The 21,079-nt window shown below is 63.2% G+C and carries 15 protein-coding genes and 1 pseudogene (1 of these 16 cut by a window edge); 11 read left to right on the forward strand and 5 right to left on the reverse strand.

What is annotated here, in order from left to right:
* Together AC1DY9_RS14015 and AC1DY9_RS14020 are read right to left on the reverse strand one after the other, a co-directional pair.
* Window positions 1-1,683: the 5' portion of a xanthine dehydrogenase family protein molybdopterin-binding subunit gene (locus AC1DY9_RS14015; RefSeq protein WP_477666850.1), read on the reverse strand. It extends 627 nt beyond the left edge of the window; the window shows 1,683 of its 2,310 coding nt (coding positions 1-1,683); the start codon lies at window positions 1,681-1,683; its stop codon lies off the left edge, out of view.
* 137 nt (window positions 1,684-1,820) lie between these two features.
* Window positions 1,821-2,258, reverse strand: a pseudogene (locus AC1DY9_RS14020) ((2Fe-2S)-binding protein); the annotation flags it as partial.
* Window positions 2,259-2,466: 208 nt separating this feature from the next.
* Between AC1DY9_RS14020 and AC1DY9_RS14025 the strand changes: the two are divergent.
* The gene (locus AC1DY9_RS14025) at window positions 2,467-4,395 is read left to right on the forward strand and encodes an ATP-binding cassette domain-containing protein (RefSeq protein ID WP_477666851.1); all 1,929 of its coding nucleotides are present in this window, start codon (window positions 2,467-2,469) and stop codon (window positions 4,393-4,395) included.
* 126 nt (window positions 4,396-4,521) lie between these two features.
* Window positions 4,522-6,219, forward strand: coding sequence for a phospholipase D-like domain-containing protein (locus AC1DY9_RS14030; RefSeq protein ID WP_477666852.1), 1,698 nt, complete (start codon window positions 4,522-4,524; stop codon window positions 6,217-6,219).
* 20 nt (window positions 6,220-6,239) lie between these two features.
* Here AC1DY9_RS14030 and AC1DY9_RS14035 read toward each other — a convergent pair whose 3' ends face one another.
* A complete protein-coding gene (locus AC1DY9_RS14035; RefSeq protein ID WP_477666853.1) occupies window positions 6,240-7,847 on the reverse strand; it encodes a B12-binding domain-containing radical SAM protein in 1,608 nt (535 codons plus the stop codon).
* 146 nt (window positions 7,848-7,993) lie between these two features.
* Between AC1DY9_RS14035 and AC1DY9_RS14040 the strand changes: the two genes are divergently transcribed.
* The 5 genes from AC1DY9_RS14040 to AC1DY9_RS14060 all read left to right on the forward strand — a co-directional run bounded on the left by AC1DY9_RS14040 (window position 7,994) and on the right by AC1DY9_RS14060 (window position 13,717).
* Window positions 7,994-10,174 (forward strand): protein-disulfide reductase DsbD family protein, encoded by a 2,181-nt coding sequence (locus AC1DY9_RS14040; RefSeq protein WP_457282696.1) that lies wholly within the window; start codon window positions 7,994-7,996, stop codon window positions 10,172-10,174.
* A 50-nt stretch (window positions 10,175-10,224) separates the two neighbouring features.
* Window positions 10,225-10,878 (forward strand): thioredoxin family protein, encoded by a 654-nt coding sequence (locus AC1DY9_RS14045; RefSeq protein WP_477666854.1) that lies wholly within the window; start codon window positions 10,225-10,227, stop codon window positions 10,876-10,878.
* A 7-nt stretch (window positions 10,879-10,885) separates the two neighbouring features.
* Entirely contained in the window at window positions 10,886-11,350 is a 465-nt protein-coding gene (locus AC1DY9_RS14050; protein WP_477666855.1) for a CoA-binding protein, read from the forward strand.
* 74 nt (window positions 11,351-11,424) lie between these two features.
* Window positions 11,425-12,207: a hypothetical protein gene (locus AC1DY9_RS14055; protein WP_477666856.1), complete on the forward strand. Its 783-nt coding sequence runs from the start codon at window positions 11,425-11,427 to the stop codon at window positions 12,205-12,207.
* 175 nt (window positions 12,208-12,382) lie between these two features.
* Window positions 12,383-13,717: a class I SAM-dependent methyltransferase gene (locus AC1DY9_RS14060; RefSeq protein ID WP_457282692.1), complete on the forward strand. Its 1,335-nt coding sequence runs from the start codon at window positions 12,383-12,385 to the stop codon at window positions 13,715-13,717.
* Between the two features lie 31 nt (window positions 13,718-13,748).
* On the opposite strand, the gene AC1DY9_RS14065 is transcribed toward AC1DY9_RS14060, so the two are convergent.
* The gene (locus tag AC1DY9_RS14065) at window positions 13,749-14,045 is read right to left on the reverse strand and encodes a hypothetical protein (RefSeq protein ID WP_457306745.1); all 297 of its coding nucleotides are present in this window, start codon (window positions 14,043-14,045) and stop codon (window positions 13,749-13,751) included.
* Window positions 14,046-14,324: 279 nt separating this feature from the next.
* Here AC1DY9_RS14065 and AC1DY9_RS14070 point away from each other — a divergent pair, with 279 nt between their 5' ends.
* Window positions 14,325-16,910 carry a putative bifunctional diguanylate cyclase/phosphodiesterase gene (locus AC1DY9_RS14070; RefSeq protein WP_457282690.1) on the forward strand — a complete coding sequence of 862 codons (2,586 nt, stop codon included), beginning with the start codon at window positions 14,325-14,327 and terminating at the stop codon, window positions 16,908-16,910.
* Here AC1DY9_RS14070 and AC1DY9_RS14075 read toward each other — a convergent pair.
* Window positions 16,891-17,259, reverse strand: a complete 369-nt coding sequence (locus tag AC1DY9_RS14075) for an aminoacyl-tRNA synthetase (RefSeq protein WP_457282689.1) — start codon at window positions 17,257-17,259, stop codon at window positions 16,891-16,893. The two genes, AC1DY9_RS14070 and AC1DY9_RS14075, sit on opposite strands and share 20 nt — an antisense overlap.
* A gap of 123 nt (window positions 17,260-17,382) precedes the next feature.
* Here AC1DY9_RS14075 and hemE point away from each other — a divergent pair, with 123 nt between their 5' ends.
* The 3 genes from hemE to priA are packed head-to-tail and all read left to right on the forward strand — an operon-like array spanning window position 17,383 to window position 21,068.
* A complete protein-coding gene (gene hemE, locus AC1DY9_RS14080; RefSeq protein ID WP_457282688.1) occupies window positions 17,383-18,492 on the forward strand; it encodes a uroporphyrinogen decarboxylase in 1,110 nt (369 codons plus the stop codon).
* A 36-nt stretch (window positions 18,493-18,528) separates the two neighbouring features.
* Entirely contained in the window at window positions 18,529-18,870 is a 342-nt protein-coding gene (locus tag AC1DY9_RS14085; protein WP_457282687.1) for a hypothetical protein, read from the forward strand.
* Window positions 18,867-21,068 carry a replication restart helicase PriA gene (gene priA, locus AC1DY9_RS14090; protein WP_477666857.1) on the forward strand — a complete coding sequence of 734 codons (2,202 nt, stop codon included), beginning with the start codon at window positions 18,867-18,869 and terminating at the stop codon, window positions 21,066-21,068. The genes AC1DY9_RS14085 and priA overlap by 4 nt, the downstream gene beginning before the upstream one ends.
* Window positions 21,069-21,079 lie beyond the last annotated feature (11 nt).

Genomic DNA, 21,079 nt, shown 5'->3' on the forward strand with positions numbered 1-21,079 from the left:
TACGCCCGAGCGCGTGGCCACATGTGACATGGACTGGCTGGCAAAGCCGTAAGGCAGGTCGAACAAACCTTCCGCAGCACTCTTGTCGGGGGTATCAAAGGGTCCGGAAAGGGCCGGCAGGTTGCGTTCGAGCCATCTAGGCGTAATGGCGTCGCCGGCAGACTTGATGGACAGGCAGGTGACGTCGCCCTTTTCGTCCAGGGAGGCCCTCAGCCTGGCGACCTGCATGGGCCGGTAAAAATCGTGCGTAGTGTCTTCTTCGCGCGACCAGATCAGTTGTACGGGCCGGCCACCACATTCCACGGCAATGCGCACCGCCTGTGCCACACAGTCGACCTCCAGCCGGCGGCCAAAGCCGCCGCCCAGCAAGGTGACGGTGACATGAACATCTTCCTGAGCCACCCCGGCCACCCGTGCGGCAACGGCCACAGCCATCTGCGGCACCTGGGTCGGCGCCCAGAGCCATACCTTGCCGTCCATGACTTGCGCGGTGCAGTTCATGGGCTCAAGCGTGGCGTGGGCCAGGTAGGGCGCGCGATAAAGTGCCTCGATTTTTCGCACAGCGGATGCCTCGGCCTTGCCGGCATCGCCTTTTTCATAAAAGACATGGCCTTCTTCGCGTGCCAGAGCGGCTTCCAGCGATTGTTCAATCGCGCGGGTGTCCAGCGCGCCAGCGGGTCGCTGCTGCCATTCGACCGGCACCATCAAGGCCGCCTGCTGGACCTGCCACCAGGTTTTACCCACCACGGCAAAGCCGGCAGTAGAGCCCGCATAGGCCGGCAGCCGCACCAGGCGCTCCACGCCAGGCAAGGCGAGCGCCGTATTGACCTGGATCGCACCCGCTGAACCGCCCAGCATGGGGCAAAGCCGGATCGCCGCATACACCATGCCCGGCAACCGGACATCCAGGCCAAAAACGGCCGTGCCATTAACCTTGGCAGGTAAATCCAGACGCTGGGCGCCCCGCCCTATCAGCTTCCAGTCCCCGCGGCTTTTGAGTGTCACGTCGCCCGGCGGAGTCGCTGCGGCAAATTTCGCCAGTTCACCGTAGTGGGATGAGGGACCTGAAGGGTGCGAAATCACGCCGTTTTTGACTGTGAGCTCATCCACCGGCAATTTCCAGTCCAGCGAGGCGGCCCCCAGCAGGGACGCACGGGCCGTGGCAGCGGCCAGCCGCACCACGTCCCAGGCATCCGCCAGGCTTGAGGAACCCCCTGTCGCGTTGATGCCGAGCTCACGGGCGACCTTGCCCATCATCCACTCGCCGATCCTGACCGGAGTAGGGCGAACCCTGGGGGCGCCTTCTTTGGCAAAGTCATCGACGTCCAGTGGATGAAAAGGCAGGCTGCCCACCAGCATCGCGACATTACCGTAAATGGCATCAGAACCCGCCTGCGCCACGGTCACCCGCTGCAGCGGCACGTCAAGCTCTTCGGCCACCAGCATGGCCAGCGCCGTGTGCACGCCCTGGCCCATCTCGCTGCGCGGCATGGCCAGCACCACACCGCCGTCCGCCCGTATCTTGACCCAGCCATTGAACACCGCGCCATCAAGCTCGGGAATGCTCGCAGGCCAGGGCTTGGCCGGGCTGCCCAGCCGGGAGCGCGCCGGCAACAGGCTCCAGCCCACCAGCAATGCGCCTGCCGCACCGGTTGCACTGAGCAGCCAGGCTCTTCTCTTCATGAGGACGTGGCCCCCACGCTTTTCGCTTCGCGTAAGGCGCTGCCCCTTTTTTGCATATTCCGGGGCTCGTTTCCTTGGGGCGGCCCGGCGGAAAATTGAGCCCTAGGTGTTGGGCCCTTGCCGCCGGGCGCCATGCCGGCCGCGCGCTTGATGGCCACCCGGATCCGCTGGTAAGTGCCGCAGCGGCAGATATTGGTCATGGCGGCATCGATGTCCGCATCTGTCGGCTTGGGGATTTTGTCGAGCAGGGCGGCGGCCGCCATCAGCATGCCCGACTGACAATAGCCGCATTGGGGCACCTGTTCGGCAATCCAGGCGACCTGCAGGGCGTGGGGCTTGTCCGGCGCACCCAGCGCTTCAATGGTCTGAATGCGCTTGCCCACCACGGCGGACACCGGGACGACGCAGGACCGCACCGCTTCGCCGTCCACCCGCACCGTGCAGGCGCCGCACGCGGCCACGCCGCATCCGAACTTGGTGCCCGTCATGTTCAGCACGTCGCGCAGCAGCCAGAGCAAGGGCATGCCGGGGTCGGCGTCGGCCTGAACGGCCCGGCCATTGATTTGCAGTTCCAAGGTCCCTCCTTCAGCGATCGAATCGCCGGAACGGACGACTATATCGGCGAGGCGTGGCAAGCGATAGGGCGCAGATGCGACACCGGCCACCCACGTAATAACTTGTATTTAACGGATGGCACGTATGTGGCCAAGGGCGGGCTTGCGGGGCCGATGAAGAGCMTATAAAGAAACCGCGTCACGGCAGGGGCGGATAATCTGCCCCCTTATGGCACTTATTACCTTACTGGACGCCCAACTCGCTTTTGGGCACGTCGCACTGCTGGATCACGCAGATTTTTCCCTTGAAACCAACCAGCGCATCGGCCTGATCGGACGCAACGGCACGGGCAAGTCGTCCCTGCTGAAAATTCTCGCCGGCCTCGAAAAACCCGATGACGGCACGCTGCAACTGCAGCAGAACCTGCGTATTGCCTACGTGCCGCAGGAACCCAGCCTGGACCCGCATGCTACGGTTTTTATAGCTGCCAGCGCAGGACTGGCGCGCACAAGGCATGTAGTTGAGCAATATCTCGCAGCCGACGAAAACACCGACCTGGACGCCCTGCAGTCGGAAATCGAGGCGCTGGACGGCTGGACCTGGGAGCAGCGGGTCGAGGAAACCCTGCACCGCCTGCACCTGGACAAGGACGCCATCGTCGGCTCGCTCTCGGGCGGTACCAAAAAACGCGTGGCGCTGGCCCAGGCGCTGGTCGCCAAACCCGACGTGCTGCTGCTCGACGAGCCGACCAACCATCTGGACCTCGATTCCATCGCCTGGCTGGAGGACCTGCTTGTCAATTTCAACGGCAGCATCATCACCATCACGCATGACCGGGCCTTCCTGGACCAGGTCGCCACCGTCATCGTCGAGCTCGACCGCGGCAAACTGAACAGCTACCCCGGCAATTTTGCCCAGTACCTGGTGCAAAAAGAAGAGCAGATGGCCCAGGAAGCCGTCATCAATGCCAAGGCCGACAAGCTGCTGGCGCAGGAAGAGGTGTGGATCCGCAAAGGTGTCGAAGCGCGCCGCACCCGCAGCGTGGCCCGCATTGGGCGCCTCGAAGCCCTGCGCGACAACCGTGCCGCACGGCGTGATGCGGTGGGCCGCGTCAACCTGGATGTCTCCAGCGGCGAGAAGAGCGGCAAGATCGTCGCCGAGCTCACCGACGTGAGCAAGAGCTTCGGCCATCCCGGTTCGGAAAAGCTCATCGTCAACAAGTTCACCGGCACCTTGCTGCGCGGCGACAAGGTCGGCCTGCTCGGACCCAACGGCGCCGGCAAGACCACGCTGCTCAAGCTCATCCTGGGCGAGCTGCAGCCCGACGTGACGAATCCGCCCGGCAAGATTCGCCAGGGTGCCAACCTGCAGGTCGCGTACTTTGACCAGATGCGCGACAGCCTGGACCTGGACGCCACCCTGGAAGACTTCATCAGCCCCGGCAGCGAGTGGGTCGAAATCAACGGCCAGAAAAAACACGTCAAGAGCTATTTGACCGACTTCCTGTTCTCGCCCCAGCGCGCAAATTCACCGGTGCGCACCCTGTCAGGCGGCGAGCGCAACCGGCTGCTGCTGGCGCGCCTGTTCGCGCGGCCGGCCAACGTGCTCGTGCTCGATGAGCCCACCAACGACCTGGACATCGACACCCTCGAATTGCTGGAAGACCTGTTGCAAAACTACGAAGGCACGGTGTTCCTGGTCAGCCACGACAGGCGCTTCCTGGACAACGTGGTCACCAGCACCATTGCCTATGAAGGTACGCCCGAGAACCCGGGCTTCTGGCGTGAGTACGAAGGCGGCGTGACGGACTGGATCACGCAATCCAAACGCGCAGCGCAGATCACCGGTGCCAACAAGCCCGCCAGCAGCCCCGCCGGCAGCAAAACTTCAAGCAAAACAAGCCCGCAGCCCAATAAGGACGAGCGCGAGCCGCTATCAAAAAAGAAGCTGAGCTACAAGGAGCAGCGCGAGCTCGACGGCCTGCCGGCGCTGATCCAGCAATTGGAGTCGCAGCAAAAAGCCATCGAGCAGGAGCTCTATGACGGAACGCTCTACACCACGAATGCCAAACGGGCGGCGGAACTCAACGCGCGCAACAGCAAGATCGAGGAAGAGCTGATGGCCGCACTGCAGCGTTGGGAAACGCTGTCGTCTTAACGCGCCGGCTTCGCGTGTTTCCGGCGCGGTCAGTGTAGTCAAGCCTCGCGCCTACAAGAAAAATAGGCGCGAACGCAGGGACCGGCGGCACCAAATACATCTCCTTACGCTAAAGTGGCCTGCACCATGCAGACCACTTCCCGCGCCCTTCCCGGCATCCGCTTGATCCCGCACACAGGCTGGCGCGCGTTGCAGGGGCTGGCCATGGCCTTCGCCGCTCTTTGGATAGCGGGTTGCGCCTCGCTACCCAGCGAGGTCGACCGCCCGGTTTCCACCGCGCTGGCCAACCCGGCCGAAACGCGCCTGGGCAGCCTGGTGGCAGCCCGTGCGGCCAAGGCCGGCACGCGAAACGATTCGGGGTTTGCGCTGGTCGGCGACGCAGAACTGGCTTTCACCAGCCGCATGACGCTGATCAAGGCGGCGCAAAAGACACTGGATATCCAGTACTACGCGATCTTTGCCGACGAAACCACTGAACGCATGTTTGACGCGCTGCGCGAGGCGGCCGGCCGCGGCGTGCGCATCCGCATCCTGCTGGACGACTTCAACACCTCGGGCAAAAACGCGCAGGTGCTGAAGCTGGCGTTTGAAAAAAACATCGAGCTGCGCCTCTTCAACCCCCTGCTGGGCGGCCGTGGCTCGCTGATGTTCCGAATCCTGGGCAACCTCAAGGACACGGCGCGCATGCAGCGGCGCATGCACAACAAGATTTTTGTGGCGGACAACGCGGTGGCCATTACCGGCGGACGCAACCTGGGCGAAACCTACTTCGGCCAAAGCACCGGTACCAATTTTGTGGACATCGACGTGTTGGCGGCCGGCCGCATCGCGCAAGATCTGTCGCGCAGCTTTGACCAGTACTGGAACAACCCGCTGGCATACCCGGTGCAGTCGCTGATGACCGAAAAGGAAATCGACGCACTCAAGCGCAAGCCGCCGGCCCCTGAAAACCGTTCTTCTCCCGCAGGCACGGCACAGGCCGCTACCCTCCAGGCGGGTGACGGCGCGGTACCCCCCTCAACCCGGCCGGAACGGGCGACCTCTGCATTGCCGACGCTGCCGGATTCGACCGACCTGCGGCTCTTAACCTGGACCTGGGCACCCTCGGTGCTGCTGGTGGACAAGGCGTCCAAGATCGCCGCCGACGCCGACACCACTGAAGAATCGCAGGACACCACGGTCGACGGGCTGCTGCAACTGATGTCGCAGGCCAAAAACAACCTGCTGATCGTTTCGCCGTACTTCGTGCCCGGCGAACGCATGATGAAGCAGTTTGCCGACCTCCGGCAACGCGGTATTCGTGTGCGGGTGCTCACCAACTCACTGGCATCCAACGACGCGCCGGCTGCCCACGTCGGTTAYGCGCGCTACCGCAAGGCCTTGCTGGAGATGGGCATCGAGATTTACGAGATGCGCGCCGAGCAGGAAGGCTCTTTCAGCAGCTTCGGCTCGGCAGCGATCGCGGGGGGATCCACGGGCGGTTCCACCGGCGGCTCACGTGCCAGCCTGCATTCCAAGGTCGTCGTCATGGACGACCGCCTGCTGGTCGTGGGCTCCATGAACCTGGACCTGCGCTCGCAGCTGCAAAACAGCGAAGTGGCCATAGTCATCCGCAACCGAGCCATCTCCGCCGAGGCCACGCGGCTGATCGAGCCCACGCTGGCTTCCGGCGCCTACCGTGTCGAGCTGGAGAACAGCCGGCTGGTCTGGCGTGCGCCGCAGGGCTCGCCCCTCAAGGACTCCCTGATCGAGCCGGATGCCAGTTGGGGATTGCAACTGATGCTCAAGCTGATCGGGCCCTTTGCACCGGACGAAATGCTTTAAAGACAGGGCCTTTGGCCCCGTCAAGCCGCTGCAGCAGCTTTCTGAATAGCTTCCCGGTGGGCGCCCACCTCGTCCTGAAGACCGGATTGTTGGCTCACATGGCGCCCTTGCCGCGCTGCGCCTTGTCGGCTGGAACGCACGGGTGCAACCGGCTTGGCGGCACCCAGCAGATCGGCCAGGCAATTGGGGCGGCCGCGTGCGCCGCTGGCCAGGTAGTCGGCCAACAGTGCGCTGAGCACCTCTGCGCTGACCAGGCCCCGCACTGCGGTGAGATGCTCAAACAAAAAATCCACCAGCTTTTCGGGTGCGAACTCATGGGTTTTACCGGTGCTGGCCCAGAGCCAGTCGCTGAAATGCAGAAAATGGCCGAATGCCGAGCCCGGTGCCAGGAGCAGCTGGAGCCCCCGTGCAAAACGCCCTGAGTTGGCCAGCATTTCCCAATACCTTGCGAAGCGGTTGATGCGCTGCATGGTGACAAAGTCAATCGTGGAGTTCTGCAGAATCGTGTACGGCGTCTGCGGGTCATACGCCATGGCGAACTCCGCCGTGTGCCGGGTAATCGGAGTGCCGCGCAGGCGCTTCAGGATGCCGAACTGGATTTCATGCGGCGCCAGTTCATGCAGGCGATCAAAACCCTCGGCGAAGCTCTCCAGCGTCTCGCCGGGCAAACCGAAGATCAGGTCTGCGTGCACATGGGCCTGGCTCTCGTTCACCAGCCAGCGCAGGTTGTCCGCGGTCCTGGCGTTGTCCTGCTTGCGCGAAATGCGCTGCTGCACCTCGGGGTTGAAGCTCTGGATGCCGACCTCAAACTGAAGCGAACCTGCCGGGAACTGCGCAATCAGCGCTTTGAGCCGGTCGGGCAGGCTGTCGGGCACCACTTCAAAATGCACAAACAGGTCAGGCGCCATCCGGTCCAGGAAAAACTGCAGGATGCGCACCGAGTTCTCGACCTTCAGGTTGAACGTGCGGTCCACAAACTTGAAGTTGCGTGCGCCGCGCCGGTAAAGTGCGTCCATCCCGGCCATAAACGCGTCCAGATCGAAAGCCCAGGCGGTCTTGTCGAGCGAGCTCAGGCAGAACTCGCACTTGAAGGGGCAGCCGCGCGAGGCTTCGACATACAGCAACCGTTTGGCCAGGTCTTCGTCGGTGTATTCGCCATAAGGCAGGGCCAGCGCCTCCAGTGCCGGCTGCTCCCCCGCAACGACCTTCATCAGCGGTTGCGGGCCCTCGAGCAAGGCACGGCAGAGCTTGGGAAAACTCACATCGCCCCAGCCGGTCACCACATGGTCGGCCAGGCGGCAGATTTCCTGTTCGCCCGTCTCGTAACTGACCTCGGGTCCGCCCAGCACCACCTTGATGCCGGGCCTCAGGGTTTTGAGCAGGCGCACGACCTGGGTGGTTTCCACCACGTTCCATATATAAATGCCGAGGCCGATGACTTCAGGATCGAGCGCCAGCAACTCCTCGACGATCTGCATGGGCCGTTGCTGGATCACAAATTCGCGCAGCAACGTTTGTGCGCGAAGGCCGGGGCCGCCATGCAGGTCCATATTGGCCAGCAGGTAGCGCAGGCCCAGCGAAGCGTGGATGTACTTCGCGTTGAGGGTGGCGAGGACAATGCGCGGCATGCCCCTATTATCTGGGCTGACTCTGAAAACGGCTGTAATAAGGCAGCGTGAAAACGGACTAACCGTCATCGAGCGATGCCCGCACGCTGTCTTGCCTCCTAGCCTTCCAGGAACTAATCTCTGCGCCACCCGCTCACACTTGCACAATGAATGCCCTGCGTTTTCCGTTTGCCAAGCTAGCCGCTACATTTTTGATAGCTGCTTGCGCAATCCCCGTGCCCGCCAGCGCCCAAAAGGCCTTTAGCGACATTCTGGGCAAAGGCACCCCGGGCACAACCGGTGCGGTGGTCACAACGGAGCAGGTCAGTGCCGAACTGCTGGCCTGGGCGCCGCAAGGCGTGGAGCCCGGCAAGCCGGTCTGGGTGGGGCTGCGGCTCACGCACCAGCCCGAATGGCATACCTACTGGAAAAACTCCGGTGATTCCGGGCTGCCGACGCAGCTCGACTGGCAATTGCCCGCCGGCATCACTGCAGGCGATATCGCCTGGCCGACGCCCAAAAAAATCCCGATTGGCACGCTGGCCAACTACGGCTATGAAAAGGCGGTGCTGCTGCCCGTGCCTTTGACCGTGGCGCCCGGTTTCGCCGCCAGGCAGCTGGACGTCAAACTCAAGGCGTCCTGGCTGGTGTGCCGCAAGGAATGCATTCCGCAAGAGGGTGACTTTTCACTGAGCATCCCGGTGCGAAGCTCGACCGCGGCCAGCGGCCAGTTGTTTCAGGACACGTTCGCCGCCACGCCCAAAACTCTGGCCGCCGGCGCCAGCCAGGTGGCAGTCGAAGGCAAGGCGATCAGCATTTCCCTGGCCGGCTTGCCCGCTGCCCTGCAGGGCAAAACACTGGCGCTGTACCCCGAAACCGGTAGCGTGATCGAGCCCGCCGCCCCCTGGCAACAGGCTTGGCAAGGCGCGGTGTGGACGGCCCAGGTGCCCCTGTCGGGCCAGCGCACCGAAAGCCCGGCCAGCATGCCGCTGGTGGTGGCCCTGGAGAACGCCGCCTATCGCATTGACGCGCCGGTCAAAGGCCCTTGGCCTGCGCCAGCGGCTGCCACCGTCGTGCCGCCGGCACTTGAAGCGGCCTTGCGCGCCAACGCGTCGGCCGGTGCGGCACCCGTGCAAACCAGCGCACCACCGGTTGGCCTCATCGCCGCCATGCTGGGTGCATTGCTCGGCGGCCTGATCCTCAACCTCATGCCCTGCGTGTTTCCGGTGCTGGCCATCAAGGTGGTGGGTTTTGTGCAGGTGAAGGACCAGGCCACGCGCCTGACCACCGGCCTGGCTTACACCGTGGGCGTTGTGGTGTCTTTCCTGGCGCTGGGTGCGCTGCTGCTGGGTTTGCGCGCCGCGGGCGAGCAACTCGGCTGGGGCTTTCAGCTGCAGAACCCGGCGGTAGTGGCATTGCTGGCGGCACTGTTCACCTTGCTGGGGTTGAACCTGGCGGGCCTGTTTGAATTCGGCAATGTCCTGCCGGGCCGGCTCGCCGGCTGGCAGGCGAAAAATCCCACCGTCAACGCATTTTTGTCGGGTGTCCTGGCCACCGCCATTGCATCGCCCTGCACCGCTCCTTTCATGGGCGCCTCGCTGGGCTATGCGGTGGGGCTTCCGGCGCTTGAAGCGCTCGCGATTTTCGCGGCCATCGGTATAGGTATGGCATCGCCTTATCTGGCGGCGAGCGCCATACCGGCCGTGGCAAGAATGCTGCCGCGTCCCGGCCCCTGGATGGTGACCTTCAAGCAGCTGATGGCTTTCCCGATGTTTGCCACAGTCGCCTGGCTGGTCTGGGTGCTGGGCCAGCAAAGCGGCATCGACGGCGCGGGTGCACTGCTGGCCTTGCTGGTGTTGATGGCACTGGCGATCTGGGCCTTTACCCTGCGCGGCACGGCACGCACGCTGCTGGCAACCTTTTCCGTGGCGCTGGGTGCGCTGGGGCTGTGGGCCATTGGCCCGAACATCACCAAACCTGCGGCCCTGGTGTCGGCAACACCGGCAGTGGGCGGTTGGCAAGCCTGGGAGCCGGGCCGGGTTGACCAGCTCACCGCGCAAGGGCAAAGTGTGTTCGTGGATTTCACCGCCGCCTGGTGCGTGACCTGCCAGTACAACAAAAAGACCACCCTCTCGAATGCCTCGGTTCTGGCCGACATCGAAACGAAGAACGTGGCGCTGTTGCGTGCCGACTGGACGCGGCGCGACCCGGCAGTGACAGCGGCACTGAAGCAACTGGGCCGCAACGGTGTACCGGTATATGTGATTTACAAGCCCGGCCGCGCGCCGCTCGTGCTGTCGGAGATTTTGTCGGTGGACGACATGAGGGCCGAACTGGCCAAGCTGTAAAGAACCTGTTGTCGTGTTGTTGATTATTTCTTCCTGAAGGAGTTCAAGCCATGTTGAATACCCCTCTGCAGCCCGTCCGGGCACTTACCCGCCGCAACTTTTCCGGCGCTCTCGTTGCCGCCCCCTGGCTGGCGTCGGCCGCCTTTTCCGTGCAGGCGGCCACAGCAAGTGTCGGCCAGGCAGCCCCCGACTTTTCAGCCCCCGACACGGCTGGCAAGACCCGCAACCTGGGCGATTACAGAGGCAAGCTGGTGGTGCTGGAATGGACCAATCCGGGCTGCCCTTTTGTGCGCAAGCACTACAGCGGCAACATGCAAGGCCTGCAAAAGGAGTTCACCGCCAAAGGCGTGGTGTGGCTGTCCATCAACTCCACGGAGGCCGAAAGCAGCGACTACCTGGCGCCGGCCAAACTGGCCGGCTGGATGGCCGAGAAACAGGGCCAGCCGACTGCGACACTGATGGACGATTCAGGCAGGATCGGCCAGCTTTACGGCGCCAAGACGACACCGCACATGTACATCATCAGTCCGCAGGGCCAGCTGATTTACGCAGGCGGTATTGACAGCATCCCTTCTGCCCGCGTTGACGATATCAAGACCGCCACCAATTACGTGCGCCAGGGCCTGACCGAAGCGCTGGGCGGCAAGCCCTTGAGCGTAGCAACCAGCCGGGCTTATGGCTGCTCCGTCAAATACAAGGCATGAACCAGCCATGAACCCCTTGCCACCTGCGGAGCGCATGCCGCATATCCTCAACCACTGCCGCACCATCGCGGTGGTGGGCTTGTCGCCCAAGCCTCACCGCGCCAGCTTTGATGTGGCGCGCTACATGCAGGCCAATGGCTACCGCATCATCCCGGTCAACCCGAACGCCGCCGAGGTTCTTGGCGAAAAGGCCTATTCGACGCTGACCGAAGCCGCGCAGCACGAAAAGATCGACCTGGTGAACTGCTTTCGCAACAGCGAAGATATTCCGCCAGTGGTCGACGAAGCCATTGCGATAGGCGCCAGGGCCGTGTGGATGCAGCTCGGAATTTCCAACGCCACGGCAGCTGCGAAGGCGGAAGCGGCGGGCTTGCTGGTGGTACAGGACCACTGCCTCAAGATTGACCACCGGGTGCTGCTATCCCGCGGACTGTTGCACCCGATTGCCCAAGTGGGCGCGGCTTCCGCCTGAGCTTGCCCCTGCAGCCGGCGGCAGCCCGGGAAAGCCATGCTTGCGCGGCGCGGCGCAGCCGCTGAAAATGCCCCATGTCCTTGCGCACGGCACCCATCTCCCTTCCCGCACCAGCCATTTCTCCTTCCATTTTTTCATTCTTCCGCCCTCCCTTGCTGCTGGCCCTGGCTGCATTGGCCGGGTGCGCCAGCCAGGCGCCCACGCACAAGGGCGAAGCACAGGCCGCCCCGATGGCCGCCAGCGAGATCGGCCAGTCGGACGTGAACCGCATGGCCACCCTGGGCATGCGCGATAACCTGGAGGGTTTGCTGCGCCTGGCCGACAAGCTGTACCGGCGCAACCCGGCGGAATGGCGGAAAACCAGTACGCTCGGGCGCGACGCGGCCCTTGCCCAGCTGCGCGTGGCGGTCGATACCCGTACGCCCTGGCCCGAACTGCAGGGCAAGCGCGACATCGCCGCGCTGTCGCTGGCGCTGGGGCCCGACTTCAAGGGCGACCGCGTGGCGGCGTTCATTTATGCCAGCGCCGACATGGTGGTCACGGCCCACGGCGGGAAAACAGCGTATTACCTGACCGACAGCCTGGATGCGCAATACATCTACAACGCCGCCCGCAACATTGAAATCGCCGTATGGATGCTGTCCAACCGGCGCAATGCCGCAGGCCAGCCCTTGCTGCTGGCCGATGAAATCACCGAGCGCGAGCGCAACCTGAGCTTTGAGCGCGAGTTCGGCAAAATCATTGGCCGGCTGGATCTGCTGGCCTCAGTGCTGACGGAGAAGTACCGGCGCGCGGTGATCACCTATGTTCAGAACTTGCTGGGCGGCACGTTCCTCCAGTTCTTGCCCGTCAGGTAGGTTCACCCCCTTCTCGGCTCACTGCGTGTAGCCGGATCCCCCCTTGCAGGGGGCGGCCGCTGCGGCCCGGCAAAGCCGGTTCCGCGCGGCCACTGGATGGGAGAGAGGTTTCCGGCGCGGGGCGATCCTGGGCGGAGACAATAGGCTTTTGCCAATCGTTTTTCCGGAAGCCTCCATGCCCGACAACTATTTGCCCGAAGTCAGAAACCAGTATGAGGCGCTGCCTTATCCGCCCTGCAATCCGCAGGACGACCACAAGCGCCTGGTGCGGACCTGGCTGGAAGATTTGCCCATGATCAATCACTATTGCTTTGCGGGGAAGCAGTCGTTCCAGAATGGCTTTCGTGCGCTGGTGGCAGGCGGCGGCACCGGCGACGCCACCATTTTCCTGGCCGAGCAGTTGCGCGACACCGACGCACAAATCGTGCATCTCGACATGAGTGGAGCCAGCATCGCACTGGCGAAGGAGCGCGCGCAGATTCGCGGGCTGGCAAACATCACCTGGGTTCACGATTCATTGCTGAACCTGCCGGCCCTGGCGGCAGAGCTCGGCACCTTCGACTACATCAATTGCAGCGGCGTGCTGCACCATCTGGCCGATCCCGATCTGGGATTCAAGGCGCTGCGCAGCGTGCTCAAGGACGATGGCGCCATCGGACTCATGGTGTATGCCACCACGGGCCGCACCGGCGTGTACCAGATGCAGGAACTCATGCGCCTGGTCAACGGCGACGAGGCGGATGCGCAGCGGAAAATCGCCAACACGCGCGACTTGCTGGCTAGCCTGCCCGCCACCAACTGGTTCAAGCGCAGCGAAGACCTGCACCACGACCACAAGATGGGCGACGCAGGCATCTACGACCTGCTGCTGCATTCGCAGGACCGCTCATACAGCGTGGGCGAGCTGTTTGACTGGCTGGGCGGCGAAGCGCATGGCGCAAAGAGCGGACACGGCATGCACCTGGAGTTCACCGATGTACAGCGCGGCCTTTCGCCTTATTTGCCGCACATGGTGCTGGGAAGCAAGCCGCCGGCCATGGCCGCGGCATTGCGCAAACTGCCGCGGCGCAAGCAGTACGAAATGGCCGAACTGATGGCCGGTACCCTCATCACCCATTCGCTATACGTCACGCACGGTGACACTTGCAAGGCGCCCTATGGCGATGCGGAATACGTGCCGTTTTTCTACCACGAGCCCCTGACCGGCGAACTTGCCGCGCAGGTGTTCGGCAGCAACCGGGGCCAGCCCTTCATGCTCAGGCACCAGCATTCAGGCATCGCGGTCATGGTCAATCCCGGAAAATACGGCGCGAAGATTCTTTCGCTGGTGGATGGCCAGAGGAGTTTTGGCGAAATCTTCGACCAGTTCCGCGCTGCATGGCAAGGCAAGGCCGCGGCACCCGACAATGCCACGCTGTTTGCCGACTTCGCCGAATCCTTTGGCACACTGGCTGCCCTCGACAGGCTGCTGCTCAGGCATCCCTCGGCCGGCCCGTTAGCGGCCGGATAAGCATCCCGTCAGGGGTCCGGCCGGGCGGCACTCATGCGGCCGAGCCGGACAATTTGGGTGCCGCCAGGGGCTCTGTGGTCTGCAGATCCACCACCAGCACAAGCTCTCCGCCAAACCTGCCGATGCCCAGGCCACTCATCAGGCGTTGTTCTTCCTCGGCTGTGGCCATGCGCAGGAAGCACAGGGCCTGTTGCTTGCCGGCGTGGGAGGCCGGCAGGATATTGAGCTGGGTGACGGAGCCAAAACGGGAACACATGTTTCTCAGGACCGTTTGCAAAGTGTCGATATCGGGGCATTGCTGCAATTGATCGAGTTCAAGAGGGGGCATTTGTGCTTCGCTGAAGAGGAAAGATCACGAAAATCGGGAAACCTGAGGAGGCAGGAGCGATGGGCGATGAGAGGTGTTGCAGCATGCAACGCGCTACCGCCAGGTACGGTGAGGCAGCGACAGAGAGCAGCGTAGGACAAATTCGCTTCCGGGTACGCAACAGAACGTTTTGCAACGCTTTATGGTCAACACTTGCAAATCTCACACGCCGCTGACGCTAATTCACGGCGCTATGCATCAGCATCAAAGGCTGTAGTTTGAAAAGCAGGTGTTGCTCCCGTGTCCGTTTCCACTGTCGATCCAGCGTTTGCGCTGCACGTCCTGCCGCAGGGTGGCGAAGAGCACGATGCCACGCGTCCAACCAACGCCGACCGGCTTACCCGGCTGGCGGCCCGCTCCTGCGCCACGCCGATTGCCATCATGGTGGCGATGGAAAACGGGCAGCCGGCTTTCAGGTCGGGCACCGGCTTCGCTCCGCATGAGCGTGAAGGCCTGGTGACGCTCTGCGTCGCCACGCTGGAAAACCCGCCGCGCCAGCCGCTGATACCTGCCCGTTGTGCTCCCGGCATCAACTTTTACCGCGGTGTGCCGCTGGCCGGCGGCGACGGCGTTTTGCTGGGCGTACTGGCCGTCATGGACAGGGTTCCGCGGAACCTGGACGCAGCGCAAGAGGAAGACCAGGACACGCTTGCCGGATTGATCGCTGCGCAACTGAACCTGCAGCAGCATGCGCTGCGAACCGCAGGGGCAGAAGGACATGAGGAACCTGGGGACAGCGCAGCCGGTACGGCCGGCCAGCAGACCGAAGAAGACGCCCAGCGGCTGGCCACCCGCCTGGGCATCACGCTGGAAAGCATCACCGAGGGGTTTTACACGCTGGATCCGCAATGGCGCTTTACCTACCTCAACCGGGAAGGCGCGCGGCTGCTCCGCCGACCCAGCAAGGACCTGCTGGGCAAAAGCATCTGGAAGGAATTTCCGGGCGCCATCAACACCTCGTTTTCCGAGCAGGTCCGGGCCGCGGTTGCGGGCAACTACCAGGTGGAATTTGAAGCGCTCTATGCACCGCTGGACAAATGGTTCGAGATCCGCGCGTACCCGTTTCCGGACGGAGTCGCCATCTACTTTCGCGATATCAGCGAACGACGCAAGGCCAGGGAACAGCTCATGCTGCTGGAGACAAGCATCTCCCGCCTCAACGATATCGTGCTCATCACGGAAGCGGTACCTTCCGGAAAACCGGGCTTGCGCATCATCTTTGTCAACAACGCCTTCGAGCAACATACCGGTTATAGCCCGGAAGAGGCCCTCGGCCATTCGCCGCGCCTGCTGTGCGGGCCGTTAACCCAACGCAGCGAACTGGAGCGCATCAGCGCCGCCTTTCAGAAAGGCGAACCCGTCCAGGCCGAACTCATCACCTACAAGAAAAACGGCCGGCACTTCTGGATGGAAGTCGACATCGTGCCGGTCGCGGACGACGCCGGCGTTTTCTTTACCCATTGGGTTGCGGTGGGGCGCGACATCACGCGCCGCAAGGTGGCGGAGAGTGAAATCAAGCACCTGGCCTTCTACGACCCGCTGACGCAGCTGCCCAATCGCCAGCTGCTGATGGACAGGCTGCAAAAAGCACTCACCCACAATTACAGGCACCCGCGCGAAGCCGCGCTGATGTTCATCGACCTGGACAATTTCAAGACGCTCAACGACACCATGGGCCACCAGAAGGGAGACCTGTTGCTGCAACAGGTGGCCAAGCGCCTGGCGGCCTGCCTGGAGCAGCCCGACACGGTGGCACGGCTGGGCGGGGACGAGTTTGTGGTCATGCTGGAGGACCTGGGCCAGGATCCTCGCGAAGCGGCCGCAAAAGCTGAAGCGGTGGGCACGCGGATTCTTGCCGCGCTGAGCGAGCCCTACAGCCTGGCGGGCTACCAGCACTACAGCACCTGCAGCATCGGCATTACCTCGTTCAACCAGACCCTGGACAACATCGGGGACCTGCTCAAGCAGGCCGATCTGGCCATGTACCAGGCCAAGATGTCGGGGCGCAATACCATCTGCTTTTTCAACCCGGCGATGCAGGCCGCCGTCACCGCCAGCGCCGCGCTGCAGTCGGACTTGCGCCAGGGCCTGCGTGAAAAGCAGTTCCTCCTGTACTACCAGCCGCAGGTGGGGCGTGACGGGCGCATGACGGGCGTCGAGGCGCTGTTGCGCTGGCAGCACGGCGGGCGTGGCCTGGTACAGCCGTCCGAGTTCATTCCGGCGGCTGAGGAGGCCGGACTGATATTGCCGCTGGGCCAATGGGCGCTCGAGACAGCCTGCCGCCAGCTCGCAGCGTGGGCCCATCGTCCTGAAACCGCAGCCTTCAGCGTGGCCGTCAATGTGAGCGTGCGGCAATTCCGGCACCCGGAGTTCGTGGACCTTGTCATGGCTGCGCTCAAGGAGACGAAAGTCAGCCCGCACAAGCTCAAACTGGAGCTGACCGAAAGCCTGCTCGCCGAAAACATGGATGTCACCATCACAAAAATGGCCCGGCTCAAGAAGATGGGCGTGACCCTTTCCATTGACGATTTCGGCATGGGCTATTCCTCACTCTCATGCCTGAAGCGCTTGCCGCTGGACCAACTGAAAATCGACAAGTCTTTTGTGGAAGACATCCTGCGCGACCCTAACGACGCTGCCATCGCACGCACCATCATTGGCCTGGCGCAAAGCCTGGGGCTGGGCGTGGTGGCGGAAGGCGTTGAGACCGAAGCCCAGCGCGACTTTCTGTCGCGCCACGGTTGCGACTGCTACCAGGGCTATCTGTTCTGCAAGCCCCTGCCCATCGACGAGCTCGAAGCCTTCATCAAGACACTTCGGATTTAACGGTGACGGCAGGCAAAGGCGCGGCCTTGTGGTGTTCCAGCCGGAAGATCACCTCCTTGACGATGCCGTACATCACCGCGCGGTCGCGGCCAGGGTGGTCCGCGAAATGCACCGTCGTGGACCCGAGCGTCGCGCCCCCGGCGTCATAGCTCACCGTGATGCCGTAGGCCGTCATCAGCGGGCCACAGGCACGCCAGTCGCGCGTCCACTGCGGCAAAGCCTGATTGCTGTCCCAGAGGGTGCCTGCGCTTTCGTAGCATTCCTCGATGTGCGCATGGCCCAGCAGTTGCGCAAGGTGCCGCTCCTTGGCGATGCAACTGCGGAAATACTCCTGGTCGTTCATGCGCATGAAACACCTCTTTCGGACCCGGCGGGGCCCATGAGGCCATGGTAAATCCGAACCCGCACAAGTGCCACCCCTGCGGATATCCCGCGATGGGAGGGCCCGCCTCACACCTGAGACAATCAGGGCATGTTCGCACCCCTTCAAAACGACACCTTTTTGCGCGCCTGCCTGCGCCAGGCCACCACCCATACTCCCGTCTGGCTGATGCGCCAGGCCGGCCGCTATTTGCCCGAGTACCGCGCCACGCGCGCCCAGGCCGGCAGTTTCATGGGCCTGGCCACCAACACCGACTACGCCACTGAAGTCACGCTGCAGCCGCTGGAGCGTTACCCGCTGGATGCAGCCATCCTGTTCAGCGACATCCTGACCGTGCCCGATGCCATGGGCCTGGGCCTGTCGTTTGCGCTCGGTGAAGGCCCGCGCTTTGCCACGCCGGTGCGTGACGAAGCTGCGGTGGCCAAGCTGGAAGTGCCTGACATGAACAAGCTGCGCTATGTTTTTGACGCCGTCACGTCGATCCGCAAGGCGCTGAACGGCCGCGTGCCGCTGATCGGCTTTTCGGGCAGCCCCTGGACGCTGGCCTGCTACATGGTCGAAGGCGCAGGCTCCGACGACTACCGCCTGGTCAAGACCATGCTGTACCAGCGCCCGGACCTGATGCACAAAATGCTTGCCGTGAACGCCGACGCGGTTGCCTCCTACCTGAACGCACAGATCGAAGCCGGCGCCCAGGCCGTGATGATTTTTGACAGCTGGGGCGGCGTGCTGGCCGACGCAGCCTTCAAAACCTTCAGCCTGGCCTACACGGCCCGCGTGCTGGCCCAGCTCAAACGCGAGCACGAGGGCGTCAAGATCCCCCGCCTCGTCTTCACCAAAGGCGGCGGCCAGTGGCTCGAAGCCATGGCGCAGCTCGATTGCGAAGTGCTGGGACTGGACTGGACGGTCAACCTGGCCAGGGCGCGCGCGCTGGTCGGTGAAAACGGACCACATGCCAAAGCCTTGCAGGGCAACCTGGACCCCAACGTGCTGTTTGCCAACCCGACCCAGATAGAAGCCGAAGTGAAAAGCGTGCTGGACAGCTTTGGCAAGCCCCATATTGATGCCAGCAAGCCTGGACCGGCCCATATTTTCAACCTGGGGCATGGCATCAGCCAGCACACGCCCCCCGAAAGTGTGGAAGTGCTGGTGCGCGCAGTACACGCTCACTCTCGCAGCATGCGCGCCGCTGGTACCTAAACTTTCCGCCTACGTCCAGAAAAGGCCACTGGACGAATGATTTCAACCATGGCTAGCACAAAACCGGGCGATGGCGCCCGGACTTATGCACAAAATTCGTGTTGCGGTGCCGCAATGGTGAACGCAGGCGGCATGCTTCGCTATCAAAGCAATAGCGGACGTAAGTTGTTGATTTATATAGAGACTTTAAATTGCTTTTTTTCCGGGCAGTTTAAGAAAAGCCTTGATTTACAAGGCTTCGCGACGCGCCACGGCAAGCTATCAACAAAGTTATCCACAGAAAATCTGGAAATCTGTAAAGCGATGGTAAATCAAGGACTTAGCGCACTATCTGGATGTACTTCTCAAGAAGTAAACACATTTAGTTACTCCAAATGAGCTATTGGCTTCAAGTTGCCGTTGCCGCGCCCGCGCACAGTTCCATTGGCGGGCCACTGACCTACCAAAGCGAGTTGCCGCTTGCTGTGGGTGCCCTGGTGCGCGTGCCGCTGGGTAAACGCGAAGTCCTTGGGGTGGTGTGGGAGGTCGTGCCTGACAGTGGAACGCTGCTGGAAATACAGACGCGTCATGTCACCGGTGTGCTGGAAGGGCTGCAGCCTCTTTCGGCGACCTGGCAAAAACTGGTGACGTTCACCGCCGCTTATTACCAGCGCTCCCTGGGCGAGGTGGCGCTGGCGGCATTGCCGCCGCAACTGCGCGACCTGAGCAATGTTCAGCTGGCGCGGCGGCTCAAGCGCCCGGTTGCGGACACCAGCGGCCCGCAGGACACCGCGGCTCTGATGCCGCTCAGTGCGCAGCAGGCTCTTGCCCTGGCTGAATTTGACAACGATACCCGGCCCGCGCTGCTGTTCGGCGCCACCGGCAGCGGCAAAACCGAGGTCTACCTGCGCGCCGCGGCCCGCGTGCTGGAGCAGGACCCCACAGCCCAGGTGCTGGTGATGGTGCCCGAGATCAACCTCACGCCCCAGCTGCAATCGCGCTTTGAAGCGCGTTTTGCCCACCTGGGCAAAGAGCGCGTGGTGGCCTTGCACAGCGGCCTGACCCCAGCCCAGCGCCTGAAAAGCTGGCTGGCGGCCCACGCCGGCCATGCGCGCCTGGTGCTGGGCACGCGCATGGCGGTGTTTGCCTCCATGCCGAATCTGCGCCTGCTGGTGGTCGATGAGGAACACGACCCAAGCTACAAGCAACAAGAGGGCGCACGCTATTCCGCCCGCGACCTGGCGGTCTACCGCGCCAAGATAGAGACCGAGGACGCCACGCATGACCATGGTCCTTGCAGGGTGCTGCTCGGTTCGGCCACGCCATCATTGGAGAGTTGGCAGGCGACACTGGCGGGCCGCTACCAACGCCTCACGATGAGTGAACGTATCGGTGACGTGGCCCCCACGCTTTTCGCTTCGCGTAATGCGCTGCCCCCCGAGGGGGCCAATTTTCCTAGGGGCGGCCCGTCGGAAAATTCCTCAGCGACGAGCTCTTCAGGAGGCCTGCCCACAGTTCGGCGCGTGGACATGAACCACCAGCCCAAGCACTGCGTGATTGCGCCGCCGCTGCTGGATGCCATCGCGCAGCGCGTAGCCCGTGGCGAGCAGTCGTTGATCTTTTTAAACCGGCGCGGCTATGCGCCTGTGCTGGCCTGCCACGACTGCGGCTGGAAAAGCGAGTGCCCGCACTGCAGCGCCTACCGCGTTTTTCACAAGATAGACCGCACCCTGCGTTGCCATCACTGCGGCTTCACCGAACGTGTGCCGCGCGCCTGCCCGAGCTGCGGCAACATCGACATCGCGCCCGTAGGACGCGGCACCGAACGGCTGGAAGAACATTTGGCCGAATTACTGGCCGGCGTGAAGCGGCCAGACGGCGAGCCGCCGCGCATTGCCCGTATCGACGCTGACACGACGCGGCTCAAAGGGGCGCTCGAATCGCAGCTGGCCAGCGTGCATGCGGGCGAGGTCGACGTGTTGGTCGGCACGCAGATGATCGCCAAGGGCCACGACTTTCGCCACATCACGCTGGTGGCGGCCATCAACCCTGACGGGGCGCTGTTCTCCAGCGACTTCCGTGCGCCCGAGCGCCTCTTCAGCCTCTTGATGCAGGCGGGGGGCCGCGCCGGCCGCGACGCGCGCCACAGTGAAGCCAGCGAGATGTGGGTGCAAACCTTCCATCCCGCCCATCCGCTTTTTGAAGCATTGAAAAAGCACGACTACCCGGGTTTTGTCGCGCAGCAGCTGGCCGAGCGCGAAGCGGCAGGCATGTCGCCCTTCGGTTTTTCAGCGCTGGTGCGCGCCGAGGCACGCGCGCAAGACGTGGCGCAAGGATTCCTGAACGCAGCAGCGGCCCAGGCCGAGGCGCAACAACTCACAGGGCACGAACAGGTCACCGCTTACCCGGCCGTGCCAATGACGATACAGCGCGTGGCCAATATCGAGCGTGCGCAAATGCTGGTTGAAAGCCCGTCACGCGCGGCGCTGCAGCGCTTCCTGGCGGTGTGGCAGCCGGTGCTGTTTGAAACGCGCCAGCAGGCTGAATTCAAAAGCCTGATCCGCTGGGCGATTGATGTGGACCCGATTGCGATTTGATGGATGGTGGG

This window comes from Polaromonas sp. P1_F6 (genome assembly GCF_056405695.1).

What these genes read in the sequence shown, in the direction of transcription:
- AC1DY9_RS14075 (WP_457282689.1), bottom strand. Translation starts at nt 17,259, where the DNA reads ATGCGCATGAACGACCAGGAGTATTTCCGCAGTTGCATCGCCAAGGAG.
- priA (WP_477666857.1), top strand. Translation starts at nt 18,867, where the DNA reads ATGAGCTATTGGCTTCAAGTTGCCGTTGCCGCGCCCGCGCACAGTTCC.
- AC1DY9_RS14035 (WP_477666853.1), bottom strand. Translation starts at nt 7,847, where the DNA reads ATGCCGCGCATTGTCCTCGCCACCCTCAACGCGAAGTACATCCACGCT.
- AC1DY9_RS14060 (WP_457282692.1), top strand. Translation starts at nt 12,383, where the DNA reads ATGCCCGACAACTATTTGCCCGAAGTCAGAAACCAGTATGAGGCGCTG.
- AC1DY9_RS14055 (WP_477666856.1), top strand. Translation starts at nt 11,425, where the DNA reads ATGTCCTTGCGCACGGCACCCATCTCCCTTCCCGCACCAGCCATTTCT.
- AC1DY9_RS14040 (WP_457282696.1), top strand. Translation starts at nt 7,994, where the DNA reads ATGAATGCCCTGCGTTTTCCGTTTGCCAAGCTAGCCGCTACATTTTTG.
- AC1DY9_RS14065 (WP_457306745.1), bottom strand. Translation starts at nt 14,045, where the DNA reads ATGCCCCCTCTTGAACTCGATCAATTGCAGCAATGCCCCGATATCGAC.
- AC1DY9_RS14050 (WP_477666855.1), top strand. Translation starts at nt 10,886, where the DNA reads ATGAACCCCTTGCCACCTGCGGAGCGCATGCCGCATATCCTCAACCAC.
- AC1DY9_RS14045 (WP_477666854.1), top strand. Translation starts at nt 10,225, where the DNA reads ATGTTGAATACCCCTCTGCAGCCCGTCCGGGCACTTACCCGCCGCAAC.
- AC1DY9_RS14085 (WP_457282687.1), top strand. Translation starts at nt 18,529, where the DNA reads ATGATTTCAACCATGGCTAGCACAAAACCGGGCGATGGCGCCCGGACT.
- AC1DY9_RS14025 (WP_477666851.1), top strand. Translation starts at nt 2,467, where the DNA reads ATGGCACTTATTACCTTACTGGACGCCCAACTCGCTTTTGGGCACGTC.
- hemE (WP_457282688.1), top strand. Translation starts at nt 17,383, where the DNA reads ATGTTCGCACCCCTTCAAAACGACACCTTTTTGCGCGCCTGCCTGCGC.